This window comes from Streptomyces sp. NPDC101234 (genome assembly GCF_044767525.1).
GTDB lineage: Bacteria > Actinomycetota > Actinomycetes > Streptomycetales > Streptomycetaceae > Streptomyces > Streptomyces sasae.
On record NZ_JBIWOA010000050.1, the window covers coordinates 42,294 to 67,657 of the forward strand.

The 25,364-nt window shown below is 70.9% G+C and carries 22 protein-coding genes and 1 pseudogene; 9 read left to right on the plus strand and 14 right to left on the minus strand.

The genetic code is table 11. The features are described from left to right. Window positions 1-9: 9 nt before the first annotated feature. On the minus strand, window positions 10-579 hold the full coding sequence (locus ACIRR9_RS49835; RefSeq protein WP_403766775.1) for a TetR/AcrR family transcriptional regulator: 570 nt from the start codon (window positions 577-579) through the stop codon (window positions 10-12). Window positions 580-658: 79 nt separating this feature from the next. Between ACIRR9_RS49835 and ACIRR9_RS49840 the strand changes: the two genes are divergently transcribed. Then, entirely contained in the window at window positions 659-1,150 is a 492-nt protein-coding gene (locus ACIRR9_RS49840) for an FBP domain-containing protein (RefSeq protein ID WP_403766778.1), read from the plus strand. Between the two features lie 57 nt (window positions 1,151-1,207). Here ACIRR9_RS49840 and ACIRR9_RS49845 read toward each other — a convergent pair whose 3' ends face one another. Beyond that, window positions 1,208-1,900 (minus strand): TetR/AcrR family transcriptional regulator, encoded by a 693-nt coding sequence (locus tag ACIRR9_RS49845; protein ID WP_403766781.1) that lies wholly within the window; start codon window positions 1,898-1,900, stop codon window positions 1,208-1,210. A 204-nt stretch (window positions 1,901-2,104) separates the two neighbouring features. On the opposite strand from ACIRR9_RS49845, the gene ACIRR9_RS49850 reads away from it, so the two are divergent. Beyond that, on the plus strand, window positions 2,105-2,554 hold the full coding sequence (locus tag ACIRR9_RS49850) for a nitroreductase family deazaflavin-dependent oxidoreductase (protein WP_403766784.1): 450 nt from the start codon (window positions 2,105-2,107) through the stop codon (window positions 2,552-2,554). On the opposite strand, the gene ACIRR9_RS49855 is transcribed toward ACIRR9_RS49850, so the two are convergent. Further along, on the minus strand, window positions 2,544-3,836 hold the full coding sequence (locus tag ACIRR9_RS49855; RefSeq protein ID WP_403766787.1) for a geranylgeranyl reductase family protein: 1,293 nt from the start codon (window positions 3,834-3,836) through the stop codon (window positions 2,544-2,546). The genes ACIRR9_RS49850 and ACIRR9_RS49855 overlap by 11 nt on opposite strands. 209 nt (window positions 3,837-4,045) lie before the next feature. On the opposite strand from ACIRR9_RS49855, the gene ACIRR9_RS49860 reads away from it, so the two are divergent. Together ACIRR9_RS49860 and ACIRR9_RS49865 are read left to right on the plus strand one after the other, a co-directional pair. Then, window positions 4,046-5,401, plus strand: a complete 1,356-nt coding sequence (locus tag ACIRR9_RS49860; protein WP_403766790.1) for a dipeptidase — start codon at window positions 4,046-4,048, stop codon at window positions 5,399-5,401. A 368-nt stretch (window positions 5,402-5,769) separates the two neighbouring features. Continuing rightward, on the plus strand, window positions 5,770-6,825 hold the full coding sequence (locus ACIRR9_RS49865) for a protein kinase family protein (RefSeq protein ID WP_403766793.1): 1,056 nt from the start codon (window positions 5,770-5,772) through the stop codon (window positions 6,823-6,825). Here the strand turns inward: ACIRR9_RS49865 and ACIRR9_RS49870 are convergent. The 7 genes from ACIRR9_RS49870 to ACIRR9_RS49900 form a co-directional block, all read right to left on the minus strand. After that, window positions 6,798-7,850 carry an ABC transporter ATP-binding protein gene (locus ACIRR9_RS49870; RefSeq protein WP_403766796.1) on the minus strand — a complete coding sequence of 351 codons (1,053 nt, stop codon included), beginning with the start codon at window positions 7,848-7,850 and terminating at the stop codon, window positions 6,798-6,800. The two genes, ACIRR9_RS49865 and ACIRR9_RS49870, sit on opposite strands and share 28 nt — an antisense overlap. Next, window positions 7,847-8,995, minus strand: coding sequence for an ABC transporter ATP-binding protein (locus tag ACIRR9_RS49875; RefSeq protein ID WP_403766799.1), 1,149 nt, complete (start codon window positions 8,993-8,995; stop codon window positions 7,847-7,849). The genes ACIRR9_RS49870 and ACIRR9_RS49875 overlap by 4 nt, the downstream gene beginning before the upstream one ends. Then, window positions 8,992-9,912 (minus strand): ABC transporter permease, encoded by a 921-nt coding sequence (locus ACIRR9_RS49880; protein WP_403766802.1) that lies wholly within the window; start codon window positions 9,910-9,912, stop codon window positions 8,992-8,994. Before ACIRR9_RS49880 ends, ACIRR9_RS49875 begins: the two co-directional genes overlap by 4 nt. Then, a complete protein-coding gene (locus ACIRR9_RS49885; protein ID WP_403766805.1) occupies window positions 9,905-10,891 on the minus strand; it encodes an ABC transporter permease in 987 nt (328 codons plus the stop codon). The genes ACIRR9_RS49880 and ACIRR9_RS49885 overlap by 8 nt, the downstream gene beginning before the upstream one ends. Window positions 10,892-10,968: 77 nt before the next feature. Next, window positions 10,969-12,786, minus strand: a complete 1,818-nt coding sequence (locus ACIRR9_RS49890; protein WP_403766808.1) for an ABC transporter family substrate-binding protein — start codon at window positions 12,784-12,786, stop codon at window positions 10,969-10,971. 257 nt (window positions 12,787-13,043) lie between these two features. After that, complete coding sequence (locus ACIRR9_RS49895) at window positions 13,044-14,084, minus strand: NUDIX domain-containing protein (protein WP_403766811.1); 1,041 nt, start codon at window positions 14,082-14,084, stop codon at window positions 13,044-13,046. Between the two features lie 145 nt (window positions 14,085-14,229). Next, complete coding sequence (locus ACIRR9_RS49900) at window positions 14,230-14,424, minus strand: hypothetical protein (RefSeq protein WP_384566089.1); 195 nt, start codon at window positions 14,422-14,424, stop codon at window positions 14,230-14,232. A 218-nt stretch (window positions 14,425-14,642) separates the two neighbouring features. On the opposite strand from ACIRR9_RS49900, the gene ACIRR9_RS49905 reads away from it, so the two are divergent. Continuing rightward, complete coding sequence (locus tag ACIRR9_RS49905) at window positions 14,643-15,017, plus strand: hypothetical protein (RefSeq protein ID WP_403766815.1); 375 nt, start codon at window positions 14,643-14,645, stop codon at window positions 15,015-15,017. 159 nt (window positions 15,018-15,176) lie between these two features. Then, complete coding sequence (locus ACIRR9_RS49910; RefSeq protein WP_403766818.1) at window positions 15,177-17,189, plus strand: NPCBM/NEW2 domain-containing protein; 2,013 nt, start codon at window positions 15,177-15,179, stop codon at window positions 17,187-17,189. A 181-nt stretch (window positions 17,190-17,370) separates the two neighbouring features. Here ACIRR9_RS49910 and ACIRR9_RS49915 read toward each other — a convergent pair whose 3' ends face one another. Continuing rightward, the gene (locus ACIRR9_RS49915) at window positions 17,371-18,324 is read right to left on the minus strand and encodes an ROK family protein (RefSeq protein WP_365341586.1); all 954 of its coding nucleotides are present in this window, start codon (window positions 18,322-18,324) and stop codon (window positions 17,371-17,373) included. A gap of 177 nt (window positions 18,325-18,501) precedes the next feature. Between ACIRR9_RS49915 and ACIRR9_RS49920 the strand changes: the two genes are divergently transcribed. Both ACIRR9_RS49920 and ACIRR9_RS49925 read left to right on the plus strand, forming a co-directional pair. Beyond that, entirely contained in the window at window positions 18,502-19,578 is a 1,077-nt protein-coding gene (locus ACIRR9_RS49920; protein WP_403766821.1) for a LacI family DNA-binding transcriptional regulator, read from the plus strand. 7 nt (window positions 19,579-19,585) lie between these two features. Then, the gene (locus ACIRR9_RS49925; protein ID WP_403766824.1) at window positions 19,586-20,383 is read left to right on the plus strand and encodes a hypothetical protein; all 798 of its coding nucleotides are present in this window, start codon (window positions 19,586-19,588) and stop codon (window positions 20,381-20,383) included. Here the strand turns inward: ACIRR9_RS49925 and ACIRR9_RS49930 are convergent. Together ACIRR9_RS49930 and ACIRR9_RS49935 are read right to left on the minus strand one after the other, a co-directional pair. After that, window positions 20,329-22,623, minus strand: coding sequence for a protein kinase (locus tag ACIRR9_RS49930; protein ID WP_403766827.1), 2,295 nt, complete (start codon window positions 22,621-22,623; stop codon window positions 20,329-20,331). The genes ACIRR9_RS49925 and ACIRR9_RS49930 overlap by 55 nt on opposite strands. 82 nt (window positions 22,624-22,705) lie before the next feature. Beyond that, complete coding sequence (locus ACIRR9_RS49935; protein WP_403766830.1) at window positions 22,706-24,010, minus strand: DUF6986 family protein; 1,305 nt, start codon at window positions 24,008-24,010, stop codon at window positions 22,706-22,708. Window positions 24,011-24,220: 210 nt separating this feature from the next. Between ACIRR9_RS49935 and ACIRR9_RS49940 the strand changes: the two genes are divergently transcribed. Next, the gene (locus tag ACIRR9_RS49940; protein WP_403766833.1) at window positions 24,221-25,168 is read left to right on the plus strand and encodes an endonuclease/exonuclease/phosphatase family protein; all 948 of its coding nucleotides are present in this window, start codon (window positions 24,221-24,223) and stop codon (window positions 25,166-25,168) included. A gap of 76 nt (window positions 25,169-25,244) precedes the next feature. Here ACIRR9_RS49940 and ACIRR9_RS49945 read toward each other — a convergent pair. After that, a pseudogene (locus ACIRR9_RS49945) lies at window positions 25,245-25,364 on the minus strand (electron transfer flavoprotein subunit alpha/FixB family protein); the annotation flags it as partial.

Here is a 25,364-nt window from a genome sequence, read left to right on the forward strand (position 1 = left end):
TACGGGGGTTCAGGTACGGGGCCAGTTGCGGAGAAGAGCGTCGAGGGCGTCGAGGATGCGGGTCCAGGACTCCTGGCTGTCGGGGGCGCTGTGGCTGAAGCCCCCGCTCAGTTCCAGGTCGACATAGCCGTGGAAGACGCTGCCGAGCATCCGGACGGCGTGGGTCTCGTCCGGTTCGGTCAGGTCGTAGCCGCGCAGGATCGCCCGGGTCATCTGCGCGTGCCGGACACCGGCGCTGGCGGCCGCCGTCTCCGGGTCGAGACGCAGCCGGGCCGCCGTGTAGCGGCCGGGGTGGGCGCGGGCGTAGTCGCGGTAGGCGCCGGCGAACGCGACGAGGGCGTCCCTGCCGGCCCGGCCGGCCAGCGCGTCGGCGGCCCGGTCGGCCAGTTCCTCCAGCGCCAGCAGGGCGATCCGCGTCCTGAGGTCCTGGGAGCTCCGCACGTGCGAGTACAGACTCGCGACCTTCACATCGAACCGTCTGGCCAGCGCCGAGACGGTCACCTGGTCGAAGCCGACCTCGTCGGCCAGCTCGGCTCCCGCCCGGACCAGCCGCTCCGTGCTCAGTCCCGCTCGCGCCACAGCCGCTCCTCCGCTTCACCTCTTGCCTGAATCAATTATGCATTTGCCTAAACCTATTAGGCAAATTAGCGTGCAGTGCATGAGACAGCTGAGTGAGCAAGAGATCCGTGCCGCGTTCGTGAACTGCACCAAGGGTGCGGCGAAACGCCTGACCATCCCGCACGACCTGGGCGAACGACCATGGGGCGACCTGGACTACTTCGGCTGGCGCGATCCACAGGCACCGGACCGCGCCTACCTGGTGACCGAACGGGACGGTCACACCCTGGCCGTGGCGCTGCGCTGCCCGAGCGCTTCCTCCTGGCAGACCCGGCGCAGCATGTGCTCGATCTGTCTGACCACGCACACCGGCGGTGTCTCGCTGTTGGTGGCCGCGAAGGCGGGCAAGGCCGGGCAGCAGGGCAACTCGGTGGGCGCCTACCTCTGCAGCGACCTCGCCTGTTCGCTGTATGTGCGGGGCAGGCGGGACGCGGGCATGGGCGGGCGCATGCCGGAGTCGCTCACGCTGGAGGAGAAGATACGGCGGACGGTGACGAACCTGTACGCGTTCCTGGACAAGGTGACTGCCTGAAGGTGACTGCCTGAAGACGACGGGCCGACGGCCGGCGGGGCCACCTGGCGGCTCCCGTTACGGAAAGACCAGCCCCACTCCGTGGGCGAGCTGGGCGGCCGCGTGCCGGAAGAACCGCTCCCGTTCCTCCACGACCCCCTTGAACTGGCCGAACAGCTCGAACCCGACCAGCCCGAACAGCTGGGCCCAGGCCGCGGTCATCGCCACGGCCACCTCTGGCGGGAGGCCCGGCATCAACTCGGCGGCCATCCGGCGCGCCTCGGGTGCGAGTTCGGCAGGTACGGGAGTAAGGGCCAGCCCCCGCCCCTCGAACGCCTCGCGCACGATGCCGATCAGCACGAGGGCGACCCGGGCGGCCGGCGGGATGGTGGTGTCCGGCGCCGAGTAGCCGGGCACCGGCGAGCCATAGATCAGGGAGTACTCGTGCGGGTGCGCCAGCGCCCAGCCGCGCACCGCCTCGCACACGGCGACCCAGCGCTGCGCGGGAACGGCGTCGGCGGCAGCGGCGTGGGCGGTCTCGGCGGCCTCACCGAGGGAGTCGTAGGCGTCGATGATCAGTGCGGTGAGCAGGTCGTCGCGACTGGGGAAGTAGCGGTAGAGCGCCGAGGAGACCATGCCGAGTGCGCGTGCGACGGCCCGCAGGGACAGCTTGGCGGCGCCCTCGGCGGCGAGCTGTCTGCGCGCCTCGTCCTTGATGGCCGCGGTGACTTCCATCCTGGCTCGCGCACGGGCGCCCTGGGGGGTGGTCATGGGGAGCAGTTTGCCATGTTCGCAGAGCGGTGCACACGATTTGGAGCAGTGCACTCGAACTTGAGCACCGATCCGTCTTCAGTGCACCGATCTCAAACAAGTGCGCCGCACACAAAAGAGAGCACCGCTCTTGCTTTGGATCGCCGATCTCCCTCACACTGGAGTCAAGCGAGAGCACCGCTCTCCCAAACTGCGGGGGTCACCGTGTCGGCACATGTCCAGAAGCCCGGCTGGTTCACCGTCAACATCTTCAACCGGGCGGTGGCCTGGCTCACCCGGCGCGGTCTCAGCATCTGGGGCTCCCGCGTCCTCGCCGTCCGGGGACGCAAGAGTGGGGAATGGCGCACCACGCCCGTGAACCTGCTGACAGTCGATGGACAGCAGTATCTGGTCGCGCCGCGCGGCCACGTCCAGTGGACCCACAACATGCGCGCCGCCGGCGGCGGCGAACTGCGGCTCGGCAAGAACGTGGACGTCTTCACCGCCACCGAGGTCGCCGACGACGACAAGGTCGAGTTGCTGCGGGCCTACCTGAAGCGCTGGAAGGCCGAGGTCGGTGTCTTCTTCAACGGGGTCGGCCCCGACTCCCCCGACGCCGACCTGCGCCGCATCGCTCCCGACCACCCGGTCTTCCGGATCGCCGTCACGAGGTGACCGAGCCCTCGCTTTCCGTGTCGTCCGCGTCCAGCTCGGCGGTCCTCTCCGCGGCGACCGGCTCCGGAACGAGTGTGGTGAGGGCGCGCTGGGCCAGCGGGTGGGAGCGCATGAGTTCACCGAGGGTGGTCCTGCCCTGGGTGATCTCCTTGAACGCGCGCCAGGCGGGGCGGAAGCCGGTCAGGGCCGCGTGGAACAGCCCGGGCCGGCGCTCGAACGCCGCCAGCATCCGCTTGCCGACGCTCATCTCGACGCCGAGGCCGGCCTTGATGGCGAAGGCGTAGTTCAGCGCCTGACGGCGGGTGTCCACGGCGTCGTGGGCCTCGGCGATCCGCACCGCCCACTCCCCCGCGAGCCGCCCCGAGCGCAGCGCGAAGGAGATGCCCTCGCGGGTCCAGGGTTCGAGAAGGCCCGCCGCGTCGCCGCAGACCAGCACCCGGCCGCGGGAGAGCGGCGAGTCGTCGGCCCGGCAGCGGGTCAAGTGGCCGGAGGAGATGCTCGGTTCGAAGCCGGCGAGGCCGAGCCGGGCGATGAAGTCCTCCAAGTAGCGCTTGGTCGCGGCACCTTCGCCGCGTGCCGAGATCACGCCGACGGTGAGGGTGTCCCCCTTGGGGAAGACCCAGCCGTAACTGCCGGGCATCGGACCCCAGTCGATGAGGACGCGCCCCTTCCAGTCCTCGGCGACCGTCTCCGGCACCGGGATCTCCGCCTCCAGGCCGAGGTCCACCTGGTCGACCTTCACCCCGACGTGGGCGCCTATCCGGCTGGCGCTGCCGTCGGCGCCGACCACCGCGCGGGCCAGCAGGGTCTCGCCGCCCTGGAGGACGACGGCGACCGTGCGCCGGTCCGGGACGGCCGAGCCGTGCTGCTCGACGCGCTGCACGGCGGCACCCGTGCGCAGCTCGGCGCCCGCCTTCTGGGCGTGCTCGACCAGCTGCTGGTCGAACTCGGGCCGGTTGATCAGCCCGAACATCATCTGCTTGGAGCGGCGGGTACGGGTGAACCGTCCGTTGTTGGAGAACGTGACCGCGTGCACCCGGTCCTTGAGGGGCAGCTCGAAGCCGGGCGGCAGCGCGTCGCGCGAGGGGCCGATGATGCCTCCGCCGCAGGTCTTGTAGCGGGGGAGTTCGGCCTTCTCCAGCAACAGCACACGCCGTCCCGCGACCGCCGCCGCATAGGCGGCCGAGGCCCCCGCGGGTCCCGCGCCCACCACGACGACGTCCCACACCTGCTGCACGCCGTCCGCCTGCACGTCGTCCGCCGAAGAATTCTCGCCGCTCACGATGGTCCGCTGCTCCGATCAAGCCGTAGAAGCCGTATCAAGCCGTAGGTCAGGTCCTGCCCGTTCAAGCCGTAGGTCAGGTCCTGTCCGTCCATAAGCCGACACCTGTCACCTGTCCCCCCGCATCCTACGGCGGAGATCGCCGCAGGCCGCTGTGGGAGGATCCATGTACTCACCAGTTGAACGTCGCACCCACGAGGAGCGTGCCCATGTCGTCCAATCCGGTCGCCGAGACCGTCGCCGCCCTGCTGCCCAGGGCGCAGGCGGAGCTCGCCGAGCTGGTGGCCTTCAAGTCGGTGGCGGACTTCGCCCAGTTCCCGAAGAGCGAGAGCGAGGGCGCCGCGAACTGGGTCGCCGACGCCCTGCGCGCCGAGGACTTCGTGGACGTCGCCGTACTGGACACCCCGGACGGCACACAGTCGGTGTACGGCTGCCTGCCCGGGCCGGAAGGCGCCAGGACGGTCCTGCTGTACGCGCACTACGATGTGCAGCCGCCGCTGGACGAGTCCGCCTGGACCACCCCGCCGTTCGAGCTGACCGAGCGCGACGGCCGCTGGTACGGGCGCGGTGCCGCCGACTGCAAGGGCGGTGTGATCATGCACCTGCTGGCGTTGCGTGCGCTGAAGGCGAACGGCGGTGTCCCGGTCCACGTCAAGGTGATCGCCGAGGGCTCGGAGGAGATGGGCACCGGCGGTCTGGAGCGGTACGCCGAGCAGCACCCCGAGCTGCTGGAGGCGGACACGATCGTCATCGGCGACGCGGGCAACTTCCGCGTCGGGCTGCCGACCGTGACCACGACCCTGCGCGGAATGACCCTGGTGCGTGTCCAGATCGACACGCTTCAGGGCAATCTGCACTCCGGGCAGTTCGGTGGCGCCGCCCCGGACGCCCTGGCCGCGCTGATCCGTGTGCTGGACTCGCTGCGTGCGGCGGACGGTTCGACGACGGTCGACGGGCTCGCGCCGGAGACGGGCTGGGAGGGGCTGGAGTACGACGAGGGGCAGTTCCGCAAGGACGCGAAGGTGCTGGACGGCGTCGGGCTGATCGGCGACGGCTCGGTAGCGGACCGCATCTGGGCCCGTCCGGCGGTCACGGTGCTCGGCATCGACTGCCCGCCGGTGGTCGGCGCCACCCCGTCGGTGCAGGCGAGCGCCCGCGCCCTGGTCAGCCTCCGGGTGCCGCCGGGTGTGGACGCGGCCGAGGCGAGCAAGCTGCTCCAGGCCCACCTGGAGGCGCACACGCCGTGGGGTGCCCGGGTGACCACGGAGCCGGTCGGCCAGGGCCAGCCGTTCCGCGCCGACACCAGCAGCCCGGCGTACCAGGCGATGGCCGACGCGATGGCGGTGGCCTACCCGGGCGAGACGATGCAGTACGCCGGTCAGGGCGGCTCCATCCCGCTGTGCAACACCCTCGCGAGCCTCTACCCGCAGGCGGAGATCCTGCTGATCGGCCTCAGTGAGCCGGAGGCGCAGATCCACGCGGTCGACGAGAGCGTCTCCCCCGAGGAGCTGGAGCGGCTGTCGGTGGCGGAGGCGCTGTTCCTGCGGAACTACGCGGCCGGCTGAGGTGAGCGGCGGGCAGCCGTACGCGGCGGGCTGAACCGCTCTGCCGACGGCAGAGGACCCTCGTCCCCGGGGCGGGGGTCCTCCTACGGTCGGGGTATGGACGTCATCGAGCTCCTCCCCCGGCTGCATCTGCTGCGCTTCCCGGTGGGCCGGGCCCGCCTCTGGGCCGACCCGGAGACGGGTACCTCGACGCTGATCGGGGTGTTCGACCTCGCCCCGGGCGCAAGCCGTCGCTTCCTTGCGGCGGTTGGCCGATCTGGAGGCGGAGGTGGCGTGCTTCGGCCATGGTGGTCCGGTGACAGGGGACGCAGCGCAAGGGCTGGGTGAATCCGCGGACGCCTACGGGCCGTCGCGGTGACCATGGAGGCATGACCGACACCGCGCGCCGTATCGCCGGCCACGCCGACATCGCGACCTCCCTGGCCCTGTTGAGCGACGTCGAGCTGGCCGAGCTGGTCGCGGCGGGCGAGTCGCTGGGCACGGGGGTCGGCGGCAGAGCCGTGCGGATCACGGTGGACGGCAGCGCGGTGTTCGTGAAGCGGATCCCCCTGACCGACCGGGAGCGGGGCCCGCTGCACGTCCGCTCCACCGCGAACCTCTACGACCTGCCGCCCTACTGCCACTACGGCATGGGCGCCGTCTGCGGCCCGGGATTCACCGCCTGGCGGGAGCTGGCCGCGCACACGGAGACGACGAACTGGGTACTGACCGGGCGCTTCCCCGGCTTCCCGCTGCTCCACCACTGGCGGGTGCTGCCGGACACGGCCCACCCGCTGCCCGACGAACTCGCGGACGTCGAGAAGGTGGTGGCCTATTGGGGCGGCTCGACGGGCCTGCGTGAACGCATCGAGGGTCTTCGGGACGCCTCCGCGAGCATGACCCTGTTCCTGGAGCACTTCCCGGCCACCCTGCACGACTGGCTGGACGCCGAACTGCGCACGGACCGGGCGGATGCGGCCTGCGCCCAAGTGGCGCGGCAACTGGAGGAATTGACGTCCTTCCTCCACACACGGCAGCTCCTGCATCTGGATGCCCACTTCCGCAACATCCTCACCGACGGCCGGGAGCTGTACCTCACCGACTTCGGACTCTCGCTCAGCTCCCGTTTCCGGCTCACGCCCGACGAGCGGGACTTCTTCGACCGGCATCGGCACTACGACCGCGCGTACACCTCCTACCACCTGGTGATCTGGCTCGTCACCGCCCTGTACGGGTACCGGGGTGAGGAGCGGACGGAGTTCGTGCGCGCCTGCGCCGACGGGCGGCGGCCCGAGGGGATCCCCCGGGGCGCCGCCGATTTGGTGGTCCGGCACGCCCCGCTCACCGTGGGTATGGAGGATTTCTTCCGGCGGCTGGGCCAGGAGAGCAGGCTGACGCCGTTTCCGTACCCGGACGGCTACAGCAGTTGCACGCTCTCCGCGTAGTGGCAGGCGACCGGGTTGCCACCGCCCCGGTCGACCAGGTCCGGTACCTGTTCGACGCAGGCCGTGCGTTCGCTGTCCGTGAGCTGGCCCGCGAACTTGGGGCAGCGGGTGCGGAAGCGGCAGCCGCTGGGCGGGCGGACCGGGCTCGGGACGTCGCCCTGGACGGTGATCCGTTTCCGGGCGCGTTCCTTGCGCGGGTCGGGCAGCGGGATCGCGGAGACCAGGGCCTGGGTGTAGGGGTGTGCGGGGCTGGCGAAGAGCTGCCGGGCGGGGGCGATCTCGACCAGGCGGCCCAGGTACATCACCGCGACCCGGCTGGCGACATGGCGCATGACGGAGAGGTCGTGGGCCACGAAGAGGAAGGACAGGCCGAGTTCGGACTGGAGGTCCATGAGCAGGTTCAGGACGCCCGCCTGGATGGACACGTCCAGCGCGGAGACCGGCTCGTCCAGCACGATCACCTTGGGGCGCAACGCCAACGCCCGTGCGATGCCGATGCGTTGGCGCTGGCCGCCGGAGAACTCGTGCGCGAATCGGTTGCCGTGCTCGGGGTTGAGGCCGACGAGCCGGAGCAGTTCGCGCACCTCGTCGCCCGCGCCGGGGCCGTAGCGGCCGTGGATGCGCAGGGGTTCGGCGACGATCTCGTGGACGGAGAGCCGGGGGTCCAGGGAGGCGTACGGGTCCTGGAAGACGATCTGCAACTCCCGTCGCAGCGGCCGCATCTGGTGTCTGCTCAGTGCGGTGAGGTCGTGGTCCCGGTAGCGGACCGTGCCGGAGGTGGCGTTCTCCAGGCGGAGCAGGGTGCGGGAGATCGTCGTCTTTCCGGAACCGGACTCGCCGACCAGGCCGAGGGTCTCGTTCTCGTGCAGGTCGAAGGAGACCCCGCAGACGGCGTGCACATCACCGATCCGGCGGCGGACGACGCCCTTCGACATCACCGGGAAGTGTTTGACGAGGTCGCGGACCTGGAGGACGGGTTCCCCGGTGCCGCCGTGGCCGGGCAGCGGGGGCAGCGGAGCGGTCATCGGGCATCGTCCTCCTGGTCGGCGAACCGGGCCAGTGCCTCGGTGTCGGCGCCGACGGCGTCGAAGACCTCGCCGGCCGCCGTGTCGACGAGTTCGTCGGCGAAGTGGCAGGCGCTGCGGTGGGCGTCGGATCCGGCCGGGCGCAGGGCCGGTTCCGTGGTGTCGCAGGGCTCCCGGCGCATCGGGCAGCGGGGGGCGAAGGGGCAGCCCGGTGGCAGGTTGAGCAGCGAGGGCGGGGAGCCGGTGATGGGGGTCAGACGGTCCTCCTCGCGGTCGAGGCGGGGCAGGGAGCCGAGCAGGCCGAGGGTGTAGGGCATGCGCGGGGTGTAGAAGATGTCCTCGACCGAGCCGGTCTCCACGATCCGTCCCGCGTACATGACGGCGACCCGGTCGGTGTGTCCGGCGACCACCCCGAGGTCGTGGGTGATCAGGACCAGCGCGGCCCCGGTCTCGGCGCGGGCGGTCTCCAGGGCCTCCAGGATCTGGGCCTGGACGGTGACGTCGAGGGCGGTGGTGGGCTCGTCGGCGATGATCACGTCCGGGTCGTTGGCGATCGCGATGGCGATGACGACCCGCTGGCGCATACCTCCGGAGAGTTCGTGCGGATAGCTGTCGACACGCCGTTCGGGGCTCGGTATGCCGACCGTGCCGAGGAGTTCCACGGCGCGTTCGCGGGCCGGGCGTTTGCCGAGCCGGGGGTTGTGTCTGAGCAGGGTCTCGGCGATCTGGTAGCCGACCGTGTAGACGGGGTTGAGGGAGGTCATCGGGTCCTGGAAGACCATGGCGATGCCGCTGCCGCGTACGTCGGACAGCCGGCCGTCGGACATGCCGAGCAGTTCGGTGCCGTCGAACCGCACGGAGCCGCGTACCCGGGCCGAGCCGGGCAGCAACCCCATCACGGCCAGCGCGGTGACCGACTTGCCGGAGCCGGACTCGCCGACGATGCCCAGTGCCTCGCCCCGCTCCAGCCGGTAGCCGACGCCGCGTACGGCCCGTACGACACCGTCCTCGGTGGGGAACTCCACGCTCAGGTCCTCGACCTCCAGCACGGCCCCGGACTCCTCGCCCCTGCCCACCACCCTGTCGACGCCCTTGCTGACGCCGTCGCTCGCGCCGTTGCCGTTGCCTGTGTCGGTGGCCGTCACTGTCGCACCCTTTGCTGCCGGGGGTCGAAGGCGTCGCGCAACCCGTCGCCGATGAAGTTGATGGTGAGGGCGATGGCGATGATGAAGGCGCCGGGGATGTAGAAGAGCCAGGGCCGGGTGTCGACCGCCGTCTGCGCCTGGGCGACCAGCAACCCGAGGGAGGTGTCCGGGGGTTGGACACCGAAGCCCAGGAAGGACAGGGCGGTCTCGGTGAGGATGCCGGTGGCGACCAGGATCGTGGCGTTGACGATGATCGGGCCGAGCGCGTTGGGCAGCAGATGCCGGAAGATGATCCGGGTGTCCGACGCACCGAGCGCCCGGGCGGCCTCCACGAACTCCTTCTCGCGCAGCGACAGCACCGACGAACGCACCACCCGGGACACGTACGCCCAGGTCAGTCCCGCGATCACCACGGCGATCCAGTACCAGGAGCCGCCGCTGCGCGAGGAGATGACCAGCGCGATCGCGAACAGCGGGAGCGTCAGCACCAGATCGGCGATGCGCATCATGAGCGCGTCGACGAACCCCCGGTAGAAGCCCGCCACCGCTCCCCACACCGAGCCGACCAGGGTGGAGCCCAGCGCGATCAGGATGGCGATCTTCAGCGAGGTCTGGGTGCCGCGCATCACCTGGGCATACGCGTCGTACCCGGATGAGTCGGTGCCGAACGGGTGCTTCCAGGACGGTGGCTGGGAGTTGTCGGGGGTGAACTTGGCGTACGAGTAGTGCCAGAAGTGCGGGCCGACGAACGCCCACAGCACGATCAGCACGAAGACGACCAGACTGATCATCGCTGCCCGGTGGCGCACGAAGCGGCGCAGGACGAGTTGGGTCTGGCTGCGCTGCACGACGGTGAACTCGTGGTCCGTGTGCGCCGGTTGGGTGCCTGTCGGCCCGAGTGCCCCGATGTCAGTCATAGCGGATCCTCGGGTCGAGTACGGCGTAGAGGAGGTCTGCGAAGAGGTTGAAGACGATGACGACGACGGCGGACAGCAGCAGCCAGGCCATGGTCCGGTACACGTCGAGGGTGGTGGCGGCCTGGACGAGCATCTCGCCCATGCCGTGCCACTGGAAGATCGTCTCCGTGATGACCGCGCCGCCGAGGATGATCGCGATGTCGAGGGCGGTGACCGTGGCGAGCGGGATCAGCGCGGTGCGCAGCGCGTGCCGGGTCAGCACCTTGCCGCGCCGCAGCCCCTTGGCGCGGGCGAGGCGGACGTAGTCGCTGTCCAGGACCTCCAGCATGGAGGCGCGGGTGTAGCGGGTCCAGGAGGCGAAGGAGACCAGGGCCAGGGTGATCGTGGGCAGGATGAGATGGCCGATACGGTCGGTGAACTCGTTCCAGGTGGTGTCCACGTCGAGGTACGGCGACTTCTCACCGATGGTGCCGAGGAACTGGCTGCCGGTCTCCTGGTTGAACCAGATCCCGGCCTGCTTGAGCAGCACCGCGAACCAGAACACGGGCATGGCGAGGAACAGGAAACCGAAGAAGGTGATGGTGTAGTCGGCGGCGCTGTACTGGCGGATCGCGCTGAACACGCCGAAGACGACGGACATCACCAGGGCGAGCAGCATGGCGGCGGCGACCAGGGTGACGGTGACGCGGAAGCGGGTGAACAGGTCGTGGCCGATGTCGAAGTTGGCCTGGACGGAGGGGCCCCAGTCGCCGTGCAGGACGCCGGTGATCCAGTTCCAGTAGCGCTCCACCGCCGGCTCATTGGCGTGGATGTGCCGGGCGAAGGCGGTCACGGCGGCCTTGCTGGGCGGGGGTTGCCGCGAGGTGGCGAAGTTGGCCACCGGGTCGCCGGAGTTGACGACGACCAGGAACACGATGAACGTCGAGACGATCAGGACGGGTATCGAGACGAGAATGCGGCGCACGGCGTAGGCGAGCATGCGGTCTTCTCTCGCGGAGGCCCGGCCCCGGGGTCACCGGGGCCGGGAATCGGATCCGACTGGGTCCCAGGAAGGGGTTACTTCTTGAGACCCCACTCGCCGACGTTGTACGGCGGTCCGACATTGGTCGAGTTGTTGCGCATGTTCACGAACCGGGTCTGTACCGCGAGGAAGGTCGGCTTCTGGTACAGCGGCAGCACGTAGGCGTCGTTCACCATGAGCTGGTCGGCCTGGTTGAGCAGCGACGCGGCCTTGGCCGAGTCCGTCTCGCCGATGGCCTGGGTGATCAGGGAGTCGACCTGCTTGTTGCTGTAGCCGCCGTAGTTGCCGCCGCCCCCGGTCGACCAGGTCTGCTGGGCGTTGCTGGTCGGGAAGGGCGAGGCGACCCAGGCGAAGACGATGATGTCGTACTGGTGGCCGGCCAGGACCGTGCCGAGGTCGGCGGCGCCGATCGGTTTGATCGTGACCTTGACGCCGAGGTTGGCGAGGTCGCTCTGCAGGATCTGGCACTCGCTCTGCCGGATCTGGTTGCCGGTGGTGTAGCGGCAGTTGAAGGGTCCGACCGCCTTGCCGTCGGGGGTCTTCAGGGCCGTACCCACTCCGGTGAACTTGGCGTCGGTGAGGTACTTCTTGGCCTTGGTGAGGTCACCGGAGCCCTGGCCGCTGGCGCTGACCACGTCCTGGTAACCGGCCTGCCCGGGAACGTAGTTGTGGTTGTAGAGCTGCTTCACGGCGGGATCGAACTGGGCGACCGTCTTGGCCATGATGTCCTTGACGCTGATCGCCGTGAACATGGCCTGCCTGAGTGCCACGTACTTGCCGAGCACCGGGTTGTGCAGGTTGAGGTCGAAGTGCTCCCAGGTCAGCCCGCTGCCGATGGTGTAGGTGACGTTGGGTATGGCCTTGACCTGGTTGACGAGGTCGACCTCGGGCTGCGGATAGATGCCCTGGACCTCGTTGTTGCGCAGCGCGATCGGTTCCTGGGTGGCGTCCGAGATCACCTTGAAGATCAGCCGTTGCAGGGTGGCCTTCTGGCCCGTCCACTTCGGGTCGGGCTCGTAGGTGGCGTGGTCGTTGTCGACCCACTCGGTCATCTTGTACGGGCCCGCGGTCGCGTACTTGGTGGGCGGGTTCTTCTGGAAGTACTGCCAGCCCTGGGTCATCTGAGCGGCCGTCATGTGCGCCGCGTCACCGGCTGTCGCGCCGGAGAGCTTCTCGGCGACATGGGCCGGGTAGAGCGGATAGCCCGCACCGAACAGGGACTTCCAGTCCGAGTACGGCTTGGACATCACCATGGTGACGGTCTTGCCGCCGTCGGAGCCGGTGACCGACTTGATCCGGTCGTAGCCGGCGGTGCTCTGCGGCAGACAGCCCTTGGTCTGGGTGGCGTCGCTGGCGGGCGGCGGCGGACAGTCCTTGCCGTCGTTGGTGCGCCAGTAGTAGACGAAGTCGTCGGCGCTGATCGCGGTCCCGTCGTTCCAGGACGCCTTGGGGTTGATCTTGTAGACGATGGTCTGCGGGCTGGCGCTGGTCTGGGTCGCCGAGGTCACCAGGTCGGTGTTGAGTTTGACGCTGAAGTCCGGCTGCGGGACGAAGACCTGGGGCAGCACGGGGCTCAGCGCCTCGGCGTTCTCGAAGGTGTTGCCGTTGGTGTCCTGCACGTTCCACTGCTGGACGTTCTTCTCGATGACGTAGGTGAATGTGCCGCCGGCCTTGGTGGCAGCGGAGTTGCAGGTGTCGGCCTTGCCCTGGGTGGAGCAGGACGTGAGACCGGCCGAGGTGCCCTTGCTGCCGCTGCCCCCGCCACCTCCCCCGCTGCTGCAGGCGGCGAGCGCCAGGACGAGCCCGGCGGTCAGTGCGAGTCCCCTTGTGAGGGCCGAAGAGTGCGCGCGCATGTCCCTCCTTCGACCGGAGGATGTCCGGCCTTTGCACGGCGGCCAGCGGCCGCAAGGAAGTTGAGCTGCGCACCGACGGTAGAGCGTTTGTGTACCTCCTTCACGTTCTTGTTCATACCGGGACGGCTTCAATTCCCCCTCGCTCAGCCCTAGGAATCCCCAGCCCCGGGCAAAGTCCTCTACACACGCCCCCTAACTGCCAAAGTCCCCGCCAACCTCACTGGGATGGTGGAGACTTGACAGTTCGTCAGGCCATGTCAACCGACCGGGACACCGGCTTCCAGATAGAGCGCGGCGCCGCGTTCACGCGCGCGCAGCGCCCAGCGCAGCCGTTCGTAGCGGACCGGGGGCAGCATCTCGGCGGCCTCCTGCTCGGTGACGAAGCGCCAGTCGCGCAGTTCGGGTCCCGGCAGCACCAGCCGCCCCGCCTCGGCCGAGTCCAGCAGGCCGCCGTCGAAGAGCAACCGCAGGCCGCCGTAACGGGGCGGGGCGGGCTGCTCCCAGTCGACGACGAGCAGTCGCGGCAGCTCCCCCAGCCGTATCCCGGTCTCCTCCTCGACCTCGCGCACACCCGCCCGGGCTGGGGCCTCGCCGGGCTCGACGACACCGCCGGGGAACTCCCAGCCGGCCTTGTAGGTGGGGTCGACGAGCAGGACGCGGTTCTCCTCGTCGAAGAGAAGGACGCCTGCGGCGATGGTCTCGGCGGTGGGTTCGGGGGTCTGCACTATGTCGCATACCGCCGCCTCGCCGCTCCCGACCGCCTCCGCGATCCGCACCGCCGTCTCGTACGGAGTGAGCGCGCTGGTGTCGACGAGATGGGCGTCGGCACTGATCCAGGAGGCGAGGGCGGTGCGGTAGGGCTCGATGTGGTCGTACGACCACTGCCGGACGCGCATCTCACCGTCGGGCAGGTCGGGCGGGATCTCCCGCCCGGCTATTCGCTTGCGCAGGATCGTTTCGGCCGGGGTGAGGCACAGATGCCGGACGGTGATCCGGCGGGCGGCGAGGCCGCCGAAGATCTCGTCGCGGTACTCCTGGCGCAGCAGGGTCATGGGCACCACCAGGGTCCCGCCCAGCTCGGCGAGCATCGCGGCCGCCGTGTCGATCACCAGTCGTCGCCAGATCGGCAGATCCTGGAAGTCGCCGACCTCGGCGAGGTGCTTGGCCGGCAGCAGGTGTGTCAGTGTGCCGCCGATGACCTCGGGGTCGAAGAACGTGCTGTTCGGGATCAGTTCGATCAGTTCACGTGCGGTGGTGGTCTTCCCCGCACCGAACGCGCCGTTGACCCAGACGATCACGGACTCCCCCTCATTCTGTTGGCCCCCTGTGGCTTGCCCGCTCCACACTGCCACGGAAACCAGTTCGCGTTGAGGGCGCGCAGCCGGAGTGCCGGTGTCTCCTCGGGGGAACACCGGCACCGCCGCTCACATGGGCCCGGCCGGGCTACTCCTGCCCCAGCAGGCTCTCGTCGGCCTGGAAGCTGTCCTGGCTCACGATGTGGTGGGCGTGGTCCAGGGTGTCCGACACGTTCAGGTCCCCGAGCGGGCCGTCGTGGCCGGCCGCGTGGGACGGGGTGATGGCGGCCACGACGAATCCGGTGGCCAGACTGGCGATGGCGAGCATGCTGCGCTTCTTCATGCCCCTTTCAACTGCCCGAACGGCCCGGGGTCACGGGCGAACCCGCGACAGGGTCACGGCCGAACCGGCAACGGGATCACGGCCGAAGCCGCGAGGGGAGCGACACAGCACCCCGGCACCGAAACCGGGTGGCCCGGGCGGTCGCGCCGCCGGTAGCGTCGGGGCTCCCGACCGGCCGCCGCCCGCGGTCCGACCCGCACAGGAAGCCGTACGCCATCATGACCAGCCCACGACCGACCACGACCCTCTGGCGCCCCACCGGCCCCGTGGAGCTCGCGCTGGTCCGGGAGCTGGAGTGGCGCGCGTGGCCGCCGCGGCTGCCCGAGCAGCCGATCTTCTACCCGGTGCTGAACGAGGACTACGCGATCAGGATCGCCCGGGACTGGAACGTCAAGCACGACGGCGCGGGCTTCGTGACCCGCTTCGAGGTCGACGCGGAGTTCGCCGGCCGCTATCCGGTCCGGCAGGCCGGGGGCAGCACGATCCTGGAGCTGTGGGTGCCGGCCGAGGAACTGGACGAGTTCAACGCGCACATCGTCGGCACGATCGAGGTCGTCCACGAATTCCGCCCGGACGGGCAGAACATCGGATGACCTGCGTCTCTCCGGTCCAGACCAGGCCAGTCCGGGTCGAGATGCCGAACGATCGTGACCGATCCCTTTCCAACAGACTCCGACACGTCCTACCGTAATCGCGCAGAGCGATGGCGCGTACATGGCGTCATGCATGTCGCGAGTCGGAGGAACGTAACGATGCGTCGCCCTCATGCCCGCACGATCCGCCGAAGAGTGGTCGGAGCACTGGCCGCGGCACTGCTGTGTACGGCAGGCCTCGCCGCACCCGCCGCGGCCGGAGGAACCGGCTCCGCCACCCCCGGCGACGGACTCGCCCTCACCCCGCCGATGGGCTTCAACAACTGGAACTCCACGCACTGCTCCGCGGACTTCGATGCGGCCATGGTCGAAGGGATCGCGGACCTCTTCGTGGCCAAGGGCCTCAAGGCCGCCGGGTACCAGTACGTCAACCTCGACGACTGCTGGGCGCTGCCCGATCGGGACGCGGACGGCAAGCTGGTCCCGGACCCGGCCCGGTTCCCCGACGGGATCAAGGCAGTTGCCGACTACGTGCACTCCAAGGGGCTGAAGCTCGGCATCTACACCAGCGCGGGCACCAAGACCTGCAACGACGCGGGCTTCCCGGGCGCACTCGGCCACGAGCGGAGCGACGCGCAGCAGTTCGCCGACTGGGGCGTGGACTACCTCAAGTACGACAACTGCAACAACCAGGGCGTGGACGCCGAACAGCGCTACCTCACCATGCGGGACGCCCTGAAGGCGACCGGACGGCCCATCGTGTTCAGTATCTGCGAATGGGGCGAGAACAAGCCCTGGGAGTGGGCCGCCGGCGTCGGGCAACTCTGGCGGACCACCGGGGACATCAGTGACAGCTGGGGCTCGATGGTGTCGATCCTCAAGCAGAACCTGCCGCTCGCGCCCTACGCCGGTCCCGGGCACTGGAACGACCCGGACATGCTGGAGGTCGGCAACGGCGGCATGACCGACACCGAGTACCGCTCGCACTTCTCGATGTGGTCGGTCATGGCCGCGCCCCTCCTGATCGGCACCGACCTGCGCAAGGCCTCCCCGGCGACCTTCGACATCCTGGACAACAAGGAGGTCATCGCCGTCGACCAGGACCCGCTGGGCAAGCAGGGCACGGTGGTCTCCTCGGAGTACGGGCGCTGGGTCGTCGCCAAGGAGATGCAGGACGGCAGCCGCGCGGTCGCCCTCTTCAACGAGACCGACTCGCCCCAGCGCATCGCCACGTCCGCGACGGCGGTCGGCCTGCCGAAGGCCCCCGCCTACACCCTGCGCGACCTGTGGCAGCACCGGAGCTACAACACCGCGGGCACCGTCTCCGCGATCGTCCCGGCCCATGGCACGGTCCTCGTGCGGATCGCCACCGACCGGCGCTGGGCGGCGAACCCGCCGGCCGTCGAACTCGGCCTGGACGGGAGCCAGTTCGTCGAACCTGGCAAGGCGGCCACGGTCACCACGTCGGTCACCGACCTGGGCCGCACCACGGCGGAGAAGGTCGCCGTCTCGCTCACCGGACCCGAAGGCTGGACCGTCAGGGCGACCTCGCCGGCGAAGGCCGCCGCACTGCCGACCGGCCGTTCCCTGCGCACCGGTTGGCGGGTGACCGCGCCCGAGGGGACGCCGAGGGGGTCGTACGACCTGGATCTCAGGGCGAGTTACCGGTCGCCGACCGGGGTGCGCACCGAGCACGCGATGACCGTCACGATGACCGTGGCCGACCCTCCGCCCGCCGGGAGTTCCTATCTCAGCGACCTGCCCTGGCTGTCGAGCAGCAACGGCTGGGGGCCGGTGGAGCGCGACACCAGCAATGGCGAGTACAACGCCGGCGACGGGCATCCGATCACCATCGGCGGGGTGGTGTACGCCAAGGGGCTCGGCACCCATGCCCCGAGCGACATCGCGTACTACACCGGGAAGGCGTGCCAGAAGGTCACCGCCGACGTCGGGGTGGACGACGAGGAAGCCGCCGACGGGTCCGTCGCCTTCGAGGTCTGGGCGGACGGCACGAAGGTCGCCTCGACCGGCGTACTGACCACCGACATGCCCGCGCGGCCCCTCACTGCCGATGTCACCGGCGCCGAGGTGGTCCGGCTGGTCGTCACCGACGGCGGGAACGGCATCACCTCCGACCACGCGGACTGGGCGGCCGCGCGGATCACCTGCTGACAGCTCGCGGATCACCCGCCGAGAACTCACGGATCAACCGCCGAGAACTCACGACATCACCCGCTCGGAGCCGTGGCGGCGGGGCCCAGAACGAGCCCGGCCGGCCGGACCTGAACCCAGGCCGGCCGGGCTTGAACGTTCCGGCGACGCCCTCCGCCCGCTGTCGGACCCCGGGGCGCCCTCAGACCCCCGCGGCGGTCGCGTCCGGCCTGCGGGCCAGCGCGGCCGCCGCGGCGCCCACCAGGCCCGCGTCCGTGCCCATCTGGGCGGGCACGACCGTCAGGCGCTGGACGAAGGAGAGCGTCGCGTAGTCGGTGAGGGCCTTGCGCAGCGGCGTGAAGAGGATGTCCCCCGCCTTGCCCACGCCCCCGCCGATCACCGCGATGTCGATCTCGACCAGGGTCGCGGTGGCCGCGATCCCGGCCGCGAGCGCCTGCGCGGCCCGCTCGAAGGACGCCGTCGCGACCGGGTCGCCGGCCCGGGCCGCGGCCGCCACCGCCGCCGCCGAGGTGTCGCCGTCCGGCCCCGGCCGCCAGCCGCCCTCCAGCGCCCGACGCGCGATGTTGGGCCCGCTCGCGATGCGCTCCACACAGCCGCGCGACCCGCACGGGCACGGGTCCCCGTCGAGGTCCACGCTGATGTGGCCGATGTGGCCCGCGTTGCCCGTGGGGCCCGGGTGCAGCTTGCCGCCGAGCACCAGGCCGCCGCCGACGCCCGTCGACACCACCATGCACAGCGCGTTGTCGTGGCCGCGGGCCGCGCCCTGCCAGTGCTCGGCGGCCGTGATGGCGACGCCGTCGCCGATCAGCTCGACCGGCAGCCCGCCGGTGGCCGCCCGCACCCGCTCGACGAGCGGGAAGTCCCGCCAGCCCGGTACGTTGACCGGGCTCACGGTGCCTGCGGACGCGTCCACCGGGCCCGCGCTGCCGATACCGAGCGAGCCGGCACGTTCCCACAGGGGTGAAGCGGCGAGTTCGCCGACCACCTCCTCGACGGCCCCCATGACCGTCTCGCCGTCCTGCTGGGCGGGCGTAGCACGCTGGGCCCGCGCCTGGATCCGTCCGTGACCGTCCACCAGTGCGCCGGCGATCTTGGTGCCGCCGATGTCGAGGGCCGCCACGAGGTCGGTGTGCATCAGAGTCAGATCTCCCCGTCAACCATGAGTAGCCGAGTGAAGGCATGAGCCGGTCAAGCGGTGGGGGCGCAGGCCGGAGATTGCGGTGGACAGTCTCCCTCGCATCTGACAACGTTGTCCAGGCTCTATGCTCGACGCCACATCCTCATACAGACCCATGGACCTTTGCATCCCCCCGTGGACGACAGGACAGGACGCCGCATCGTGCCCGAGACCTCCCGCCGCGCAGACCGTCTTCCCGGCTCCCGTTACGGGACCCGGCCGACGATGAAGGACGTGGCAGCGCGGGCCGGCGTAGGCCTCAAGACGGTGTCCCGGGTGGTCAACGGCGAGCCCGGGGTGACCCCGGACACCGAACGCCGGGTCCAGGAGGCGATCGACGCGCTGGGCTTCCGCCGCAACGACAGCGCGCGGGTGCTGCGCAAGGGCCGTACCGCGAGCATCGGCCTCGTCCTGGAGGACCTCGCCGACCCGTTCTACGGCCCGCTGAGCCGTGCGGTCGAGGAGGTGGCCCGGGCCCATGGCGCGCTGCTGATCAACGGTTCCAGCGCGGAGGACCCGGACCGGGAGCAGGAGTTGGCGCTGGCGCTCTGCGCGCGGCGGGTGGACGGGCTGGTGGTGATCCCGGCCGGGGACGACCACCGCTATCTGGAGCCGGAGATACGGGCGGGCGTGGCCACGGTGTTCGTGGACCGCCCGGCCGGGAAGATCGATGCCGATGTGGTGCTCTCCGACAACTACGGCGGTGCCCGCGACGGCGTCGCCCATCTGATCGCGCACGGGCACCGCCGGATCGGGTTCATCGGTGACATGCCCCGTATCCACACGGCGGCGGAACGCCTGCGGGGCTATCTGGCGGCGATGGAGGACGCGGGGATAGACGTGGACGGCGCCTGGACCTCGCTCGGCATGACGGACCCGGAGCGGGTGCGCCGGGCCGCCGAGGAGATGCTGCTCGGCCCGGCGCCGGTCACCGCGATCTTCGCGGGCAACAACCGCGTCACCGTCACCGTGATCCGGGTGCTGGCCGAGCAGCGCCGCCCGGTCGCGCTCGTCGGCTTCGACGACATCGAACTCGCCGATCTGCTGCACCCGGGGCTCACCGTCGTCGCCCAGGACTCGGCCCTGCTCGGCCGTACGGCCGCCGAGCGGCTCTTCCGCCAGCTGGACGGCACGCTCCTGGCACCGGAGCGGATCGAGCTGCCGACCCGGCTGGTCACCCGCGGCTCCGGCGAGCTGCCGCCGGCGGAGTGAGCCGCCCGTGACGGGCCGTACGCTCGCGGCACTCGGTCTCGACGAGGCACCGCGCGATCATCCGCTGGCCTACCCCGGCGCCTGGCCGGCCGACTCGGCCCTTCTCGACGGCGACCGGCTGTCGCCGCTGGACCGGCTGGTGTACGACGACGGCCGGGTACCGGTCCTCGCGGTCGGCTCCAACGCCTCCCCCGCCCAACTCCGGCACAAGATGGCGGAGTTCGGGGTGAGCGGGTCGATCCCCATGGTGCGCACCCGGGTGACCGGGCTCGACGTGGGCGTCTCCGCGCATGTCAGCCGCCTCGGCTATGTCTCCGCATCCCCGGTCGAATCCCCTGCGACGGTACGGGAGTTGTTCGTCGTCTGGCTGGACGGGCGGCAGCTGGAGGTGATCGACGCGAGCGAGGGTGTACCGCTGCCCGACGGCAACTTCGGCCGCGCCTGGCTGCCCGCGCCGGACGTACGCGTCGACCTCGCGGACGGCACGACGCTCCCCGGCGTCCACGCCTACGTCAACCGGCACGGCGTCCTGCACGACGGCACGGGCACGCCCCGCCGCCACCCCGGCGAGCGTGCCCTGCTCACCGGACTCCTCGCCGAAAGCGTCGAGTTGAGGGAGCTGTTCGGCGTGACGCCCGAGGAGTTCTGCACACGGGCGCGGGCGGACGCCGTGCTGTGCCGTGAGGGCACCCGGCTGTTCGCCGAGCGGAGGTGGGCGGTCGCCTCGGGCCTGGAGCGGTACGTCGGCGGTCAGCAGACGGGGAGCCCGGGGACCGGCTCGTCGTTGTCGCCGCCCTCGATGTAGACGTCACTGATGTACACACCGGTGTTGCCGCTGTCGTCGTCGGTCCTGGCCCACCAGACGTTGGTCCGTGTGCCGTGGGTGGCCCGGCGGCCCGCGTCGACCTGGCAGTAGAAGTCGTGGGCGCCCGGGAGGACTTTGCCGGCCTTCGTGCCGTCGGCGGTGTAGGACTTGGCGGCGCTCTGCACCTGGCAGGTGTACGTGCCGGCGCCTGTGGACAGGCAGACCGGGGCGGGAGTGGCGGTGGGCGTGGCGGTCGGCGTGCCCGAGACGGTGGACGGGCTGGGACTGGAGGCCCTCCCCGGGGCCGAGGCGGAGGAGGAGGCCCTCGGTCCGCCGGCCTCGGGGGGCGTGGGGTCGCCGGTCGGAGCGGTGCGCGTCTCCTGGCCCTGCCCCACGGCATTCGCCTCGGCCGATTGCCCGGCCCCGGTGCGGCGGGCGCTCTCCGAGACGTTCGCCGGAATCGAGGGAGCCGGGGCCGCGTCCGGCTTCGCCGGGTGGCCCTTGTCGTTCAGCAGGGCGACGGTCAGTCCGATCGTCGCGAGGACGACACCTACGGCAACCGCGGCGAGCCGCCCGGCCCGGCGTCCGACGCGACGGGGAGGGGTGGCTTCCGACGGGCCGTCAGGACCACCGGGTCCGGGCGCGGTGCCTAAACCGTGGGCGGGCGCGGGACCGGACACCGGACCGACACCCTGGGCCTCCGCCACCTGGGCGAACGCCTGACCGGCCCCGGAAGGAGACCTCTCGACAGGCACCTCGGCCTGCCCCTCGGCAGGCACCTCACCGCGCCTCTCGACCGGCCCCTCGGCGAACAGCCGGCCTGCCTCCCCGGCGGATTCCCGGTCGGATACCGCCCGACCGGCCTCCTGGGCGGCGGCCGCCTCCGCAGGCACCTCGCCGGACCGCCGCAGGGACCCCTCGGCGAGCGCCTCGGCAGGCCGCCGGAGGGGAACCTCGGCGGATGCCTCGGCCGCCCCCTCGCCGGACATCTCGGCGAGCGCACGGCCGGATCCGTCGACGGATTCCCGGGCAGGTGGCAGCTGACCGGCCCTCCGGGCTTCGGCCGCCTCTGCGAGCACTTCACCGGCCCGTTGCGGTGCCCCCTCGGCGAGCGCCTCGGCAGGCCGTCGGAGGGGGACCTCGGCGGGCCCCTCGCCGGACATCTCGGCGGGCCCCTCGACAGCCCCGTTGACCGGCTCCTCCGCGGGCTCCTCGGCGAAGGCCTCCCGGCCGGGCCCCTCGGCGGATCCCTGGGCAGGATCGGATCCAGGTCCGGATCCCGGAAGCGCCGCCCCGGGCGCGCCCGGTTCGGGCACCGACCCCGCCCGCTTCCGCAGAGTCGTCGTCGGCACGTCCGCGACCGGTTCCCGGGACACGGCCCGCAGCAGCTCGCAGGCCTCCTCGGCGCCCGGCCGGGAGTCGGGCCGCTTGTCCATCAGGCGCCGGAGGACGGGGGCGAGCGAGCCGGCCCGGCGGGGCTCGGGGAGGGGCTCGTCGATGATCGCGGTGAGCGTCGAGAACGTGGACGTCCGGCGGAAGGGCGAGGCGCCCTCCACGGCCGCGTACAGGGCGGCGCCGAGCGCCCAGATGTCGGAGGCCGGGCCGGGGTCCGCGCCCCTGGCCCGCTCGGGGGCCAGGTAGTCGAGCGAGCCGACGAGTTCGCCGCTGTGGGTCAGATGGGTGGCGGAGCCGTCGCCGGGGTCGTCCATGGTGGCGATACCGAAGTCGGTGAGGACGACGCGGCCCGAGCGGTCCAGCAGGATGTTGCCGGGCTTGACGTCGCGGTGCAGGACGCCGACCCGGTGGGCCGCGGCCAGGGCCTCCATGACCTCGGCACCGACCCGGGCCGCCTCCCGCGGGACGAGGGTGCCGCGCTCGCGCAGCACGTCGTCCAGGGAGGGGCCGTCGACCAGCTCCATGACGATGAGCGGTCTGCCCTCCACCTCGGCGATGTCGTGCACGACGATCACGCCGGGATGGCGCACCCGCGCGGCGGCCCGCGCCTCGCGCTGCATCCGCATCCGCAGATCGGCCAGTTCGGGTCCGGCGCTGTCCGTATAGGCACGCAGTTCCTTGACGGCCACCTCGCGGCCGAGGACCTCGTCGACCGCCCGCCACACCACGCCCATGCCCCCGCGCCCGAGCCGGGCCGTCACCCGGTATCTCCCGGCCAGCAGGCGACCGGTCCCGTCACCCTGTCCGTACGAACCCGACACCAAATCCCCGCTCCTGACACACATCTGCCAATGGCGCACCAGACTACGGGTCGGTGACAGGGACGGTTCAAGTAGCCTGAGAAAGCTGTGACTTGGCCGCGACGAGCTAGTTGCCGGAGGCCGTGAGGTCGCCGCGCCGAGGCGCCGCGAAGCCCTCCAGACCGGCCCGGGTCAGACCGGTCGGCCGGGCCACCTCGGCCATGTCGAGGGCGCCGCAGTCGAGACCGCGCAGCAGATAGCCGCTGAGGGCCTTGGCCGTGGCGGGCTCGTCCATGACGTCACCGCCGGCCCGGTCGGCGTAACGGGCGAGGCGGGCGGCCGCCTGCTCGAAGCCCTCGCGGTAGAAGGCGAAGACGGCCGCGTACCGGGTCGGGATGTGGCCGGGGTGCATGTCCCAGCCCTGGTAGTAGGCGCGGGCCAGGGCACGGCGGGTGAGGCCGTAGTGCAGCCGCCAGGCGTCGTGCACCTGGGCCGTCGGGCCGACCGGCAGCACATTGGTGGAGCCGTCCGACACCCGTACGCCGGTGCCCGCGGCGGCGACCTGCATGACCGCCTTGGCGTGGTCGGCGGCCGGGTGGTCGCTCGACTGGTAGGCGGCGGAGACACCGAGGCAGGCGCTGTAGTCGAAGGTGCCGTAGTGCAGTCCGGTGGCGCGGCCCTCGGCGGCCTGGATCATCCGGGCGACGGTGGCGGTGCCGTCGGTGGCGAGGACGGCCTGACTGGTCTCGATCTGGATCTCGAACCCGATCCGGCCGGGCGCCAGGCCGTGTGCCTTCTCGAAGGCCTCCAGGAGCCGTACGAAGGCGCTCACCTGCTCGGGGTAGGTCACCTTCGGCAGGGTCAGCACCAGTCCGTCGGGCAGTCCGCCGTTGGCCATCAGCCCGGTGAGGAAGATGTCGAGGGTGCGGATGCCCCGGTCGCGCACCGCGGCCTCCATGCACTTCATCCGGATGCCCATGTACGGCGCCGCCGTACCCGTCGCGTACGCCTCGGCGATCAGCCGCGCCGCACGGGCGGCCGTCTCGTCCTCCTCGGCGTCGGGGCGGGGGCCGTAGCCGTCCTCGAAGTCGACGCGCAGGTCTTCGATCGGCTCGCGCTCCAGTTTGGCGCGGACGCGGGAGTGGACGGGTTCGGCGAGGTCGTCGGGCAGCCCGAGGACGGCGGCGAACGAGGCGGCGTCGGGGGCGTGTTCGTCGAGGGCGGCGAGGGCCCGGTCGCCCCAGGAGCGGACGGTGTCGGCGGCGAAGGCGTCGCCGGGGACGTAGACGGTGTGGACGGGCTGACGGGTGCCGGGGTCGCCCGGGTAGCGGCGCTCCAGCTCGGCGTCGACCGGGGCGAGGGAGGCGCTGATCTCCTCGCTGATGGCGCCGGCGAGGCTCGTCGCCACCTTCTCCTGCTGGCCCTGACCCATCCCAGACCCTCCTGTTTTCCACTGTACGGAATCAACAATCCGTTGAATGAAGTTATCCGGGTGCCTTCGGGACGGTCAACACCATGTCCACGGGACGACACGCCCCCATCTGGGCATGTTCACGTTCATCACACACCTGGGTAGCACACTCTCTGCGCAGGACTCGCCTCCCGCACGACTCGTCCGGCCGTCGCCACCGAAGGAGCCTCCGTGCCGAACCAGCGCCGAGTCACCCGCCGTCTGGGCCTGCAGGTCCTCCTGGCCGCGGCGGTCACCGTGCCCCTCTCCAGTGCCATCTCCGTCTCGTCCGCCTCCTCCACCCCGTCCGCTGCCCTGCGGTCCGGCCGGGCGGCCCCCTCGGCCCCGCCGCGTCGCGCGCCCCTGCTCGACGTCATGACCTACAACCTGCGCTACGCGAGCACCGCCGAACCCAACAGCTGGAGCGACCGCAGACCCGTGATGCGCGAACTGCTGCGCCGCGCGCACCCCCACGTCATGGGTACCCAGGAGGGCCTCTACCAGCAGCTGCGCGACATCGAGGCCGACCTCGGACCGCACTACGACTGGATCGGCACCGGCCGCGAGGGCGGCAGCCGGGACGAGTCCACCGCCATCTACTACGACGTGCGGCGCCTGGCCCCGGTCGAGCACTACACCTTCTGGCTCTCCGACACCCCGGAGGTCATCGACTCCAACACCTGGAACGCCAACTTCCCGCGCATCGTCACCTGGGTCCGCTTCCGCGATCTCGCCGACGACGGCCGGGAGTTCTACGTCGCCAACACCCACTTCGACCAGCGGAGCCAGTACGCGCGCGAGCGCAGCGCCGCCCTGCTCACGCAACGGATCGCGGAGTTCGACCCCGCGTTGCCGGTCGTGGTGACCGGCGACTTCAACGCCGCCGCGCACAAGAACGCGGCCTACACCACACTGGTGGGCTCGGGTCTCGTCGACGCCTGGGACGCGGCGGAGCGGCGCAGCACCCTGTACGCGACGTTCCACGGCTTCCACCGGCTCAAGCGCAACGGCGACCGTATCGACTGGATCCTGACCTCGCCGGAGGTGACCACGCATCAGGCGACCATCGACACCTTCTCGATGCACGGTCAGTTCCCGAGCGACCACCTGCCCGTGCAGGTCTCCCTCAGCCTGCGCTGACACGGGTCCTGCGCTGACACGACGAGGCCCCCGTGACCGGTTCCGGTCACGGGGGCCTCGGACAGCCTGGCGGCGGTCAGCCCTTGCGGGCCTTGACCTCGTCGGTGAGCTGGGGGACGACGTCGAAGAGGTCGCCGACCACGCCGAAGTCGACCAGTTCGAAGATCGGGGCCTCGGCGTCCTTGTTGACGGCCAC

Bases quoted from the DNA above. Each gene is read 5' to 3' on its own strand.
- ACIRR9_RS49845 (WP_403766781.1), bottom strand. From the start codon at position 1,900: ATGACCACCCCCCAGGGCGCCCGTGCGCGAGCCAGGATGGAAGTCACC.
- ACIRR9_RS49930 (WP_403766827.1), bottom strand. From the start codon at position 22,623: ATGTGTGTCAGGAGCGGGGATTTGGTGTCGGGTTCGTACGGACAGGGT.
- ACIRR9_RS49885 (WP_403766805.1), bottom strand. From the start codon at position 10,891: ATGCTCGCCTACGCCGTGCGCCGCATTCTCGTCTCGATACCCGTCCTG.
- ACIRR9_RS49890 (WP_403766808.1), bottom strand. From the start codon at position 12,786: ATGCGCGCGCACTCTTCGGCCCTCACAAGGGGACTCGCACTGACCGCC.
- ACIRR9_RS49910 (WP_403766818.1), top strand. From the start codon at position 15,177: ATGCGTCGCCCTCATGCCCGCACGATCCGCCGAAGAGTGGTCGGAGCA.
- ACIRR9_RS49870 (WP_403766796.1), bottom strand. From the start codon at position 7,850: ATGACCGCTCCGCTGCCCCCGCTGCCCGGCCACGGCGGCACCGGGGAA.
- ACIRR9_RS49840 (WP_403766778.1), top strand. From the start codon at position 659: ATGAGACAGCTGAGTGAGCAAGAGATCCGTGCCGCGTTCGTGAACTGC.
- ACIRR9_RS49905 (WP_403766815.1), top strand. From the start codon at position 14,643: ATGACCAGCCCACGACCGACCACGACCCTCTGGCGCCCCACCGGCCCC.
- ACIRR9_RS49915 (WP_365341586.1), bottom strand. From the start codon at position 18,324: ATGCACACCGACCTCGTGGCGGCCCTCGACATCGGCGGCACCAAGATC.
- ACIRR9_RS49935 (WP_403766830.1), bottom strand. From the start codon at position 24,010: ATGGGTCAGGGCCAGCAGGAGAAGGTGGCGACGAGCCTCGCCGGCGCC.
- ACIRR9_RS49880 (WP_403766802.1), bottom strand. From the start codon at position 9,912: ATGACTGACATCGGGGCACTCGGGCCGACAGGCACCCAACCGGCGCAC.
- ACIRR9_RS49900 (WP_384566089.1), bottom strand. From the start codon at position 14,424: ATGAAGAAGCGCAGCATGCTCGCCATCGCCAGTCTGGCCACCGGATTC.
- ACIRR9_RS49860 (WP_403766790.1), top strand. From the start codon at position 4,046: ATGTCGTCCAATCCGGTCGCCGAGACCGTCGCCGCCCTGCTGCCCAGG.
- ACIRR9_RS49865 (WP_403766793.1), top strand. From the start codon at position 5,770: ATGACCGACACCGCGCGCCGTATCGCCGGCCACGCCGACATCGCGACC.